Origin of the sequence: Lactobacillus nasalidis, assembly GCF_016587775.1 — a bacterium.
In the GTDB taxonomy this organism is placed as follows: Bacteria; Bacillota; Bacilli; order Lactobacillales; family Lactobacillaceae; genus Lactobacillus; species Lactobacillus nasalidis.
Genome location: NZ_BOCG01000546.1, coordinates 1 through 2,106 on the forward strand (window position 1 = coordinate 1; position 2,106 = coordinate 2,106).

Below are 2,106 nucleotides of genomic sequence, written 5' to 3' on the forward strand. Positions count from 1 at the left end.
CTTCTTCTTGCCCTTGCGGACGATGACGAACTTGCCGTCAAAAGCAGCAGCCGGATCGACTTCGAAGTCGGTGTCCTGGATCCGGTCGCCGTTGATGTAGATGGCGCCGTTGCCCACGTCTTCTCTGGCCTGGCGCTTGGAAGACTCGATCTTCGTGTCCACCAGGAAGTCTACCAGGTTCTTCTTTTCTGAGCTGCTCTCAGCGCTTGGAGCCTTGGCCAGGGCAACTTCAACCTGCTTGGTCGTCAAGTCCTTCACGTTGCCTGAGAACAGGGCTTCCGTAACCATTTGGGCTTCCTTCAGGCCGCTTTCGCCGTGCACGAACTTGGTGACTTCTTCAGCCAGGCGCTTTTGGGCTTCGCGCTTCCATGGCTCAGCCTTGACCTTTTCGGCCAAAGCATCGATTTCCTCGTGGCTGAGGAAGGTGAAGTACTTGAGGTACTTGACCACGTCGCGGTCGTCCTGGTTGATCCAGAACTGGTAGAACTCGTAAGGGCTGGTCTTTTCCGGATCAAGCCAGACAGCGCCGCCGGCAGACTTGCCGAACTTGGTGCCATCAGCCTTCAGCATCAGCGGAATGGTCAAACCGAAGGCCGGCCGGTCAGCCCCTTCCAGCCGGTGGATCAGGTCGATGCCGGCCGTGATGTTGCCCCACTGGTCAGCCCCGCCAATCTGCATTTGCACGCCGTGGTCCCGGTTCAAGATGTAGAAGTCGATGGCCTGCAGGATCTGGTAGGAGAATTCAGTAAAGGAAATCCCGTTTTCCAGCCGGCTGGCAACGACTTCCTTGTTCAGCATGTTGTTGACCTGGAAGAGCTTGCCGTAGTCGCGCAGGAATTCCAGCAGGGTCATCTTGCCCAGCCATTCGCGGTTGTTGACGATGCGGAAGTTTTCCGTGCCAAAAAGCTTGACCATCTGCGCCGTCAGCGCTTCTTCGTTGTGCTTGATGGTTTCTTCAGACTGCAGCACCCGTTCAGTTGACCGGCCGGACGGGTCACCGATTGACCCAGTGCCCCCGCCGATGACGATCACCGGCTTGTAGCCGGCCAGCTGGAATCTCTTCAAAATCATGAACGGGATCAAGTGCCCGATGTGCAGGGAGTCGCCGGTCGGGTCAGTCCCGCAGTACAGGGCCAGGTCGTCATGGTCGGCCAGGTAGGCCCGCAGGCCTTCCTCGTCAGTTTCCTGGTTGATGGCGCCGCGCCATTTCAAGTCTTCCAAAATGTCAAAATTAGCCATTTCTGCCTCCAAATAAAAAGTCCCCGGATCAAATGATCCAGGGACGACTAAATTCTTTCTTAGCCGTGGTACCACCCACGTTCGCACCAAAGTGCCTCTTGAGAGTTTCTTAACGGGGGACTCTTCCCCGCGCTGTATTTCGTCTGCCCGGCCTGTCTAGCTCGCACCAACCGCTAGTTCTCTGAACGCTGAACCGGACAGCTACTTCGCTGTCGCGTTTTTATAAAAATAACATGATTTTGCCCCAGGGTCAAGCCTATAAGAGCCAGCGGGACAAAAATCTGCTCCGCCGCAACAGCCAGACGATGGCCAGGCTGCTGGCGAAAACCAATAAAACCAGCACGGGCAGCCAGGCGGCCTGCTCAAGCCCCAGCTGCCAGACTGGCGTCTTGCTCCAATAGTAGATCAATAGCGGATGCAGCAGGTAGATGCCCAACACCGAAGTGGCCAGCTCCTGCAGGACCTGTTTCGATCTGGCCCGGGGCTTGGCCGTCTGCAGGCTGAGAAAAAGCGCGCAGCTTTCCAGAAAAACGAACAGGGAATTGTAGCTGTACAAGAACAGGCGCAGGTGGCCGGCGCGGACCGTCAGCCAGCTGGTCAGGCCGATCGTCGCTGCCGCGCCCAGCAGGCCGAGTGCCTGGACCAAAGCCAGGTGCCGTTTGCTCATATGAGCCTGGCTGAGATAGTAGCCGGCCAAATAGTAGCCGGCATAGCCCATGACCATTTGGACGTCCAGTTTGCCCAGCAGGCGCTTGACGCTGGCGACCGCGTCCGCCAGGTGCTTGGGCGCCTGCGGCCAGGCGCTGGCCAGGTCCAGGGCCGTCGGCAGCAGCCAGGCAAAGACCAGGGCCAGCAAGAGAAAGTATT

Annotated in this window: 2 protein-coding genes; both read right to left on the reverse strand. The window is 57.9% G+C overall.

Features of this window, described 5'->3' with window-relative positions; genetic code table 11:
• A partial coding sequence (tyrS, locus tag lacNas_RS10655; RefSeq protein ID WP_201346845.1) for a tyrosine--tRNA ligase occupies window positions 1-1,239 on the reverse strand: 1,239 nt, incomplete at its 3' end.
• Window positions 1,240-1,495: 256 nt separating this feature from the next.
• Window positions 1,496-2,106, reverse strand: a 611-nt coding sequence (locus lacNas_RS10660; protein WP_244661460.1) for an acyltransferase family protein, incomplete at its 5' end; no start/stop codon positions are given.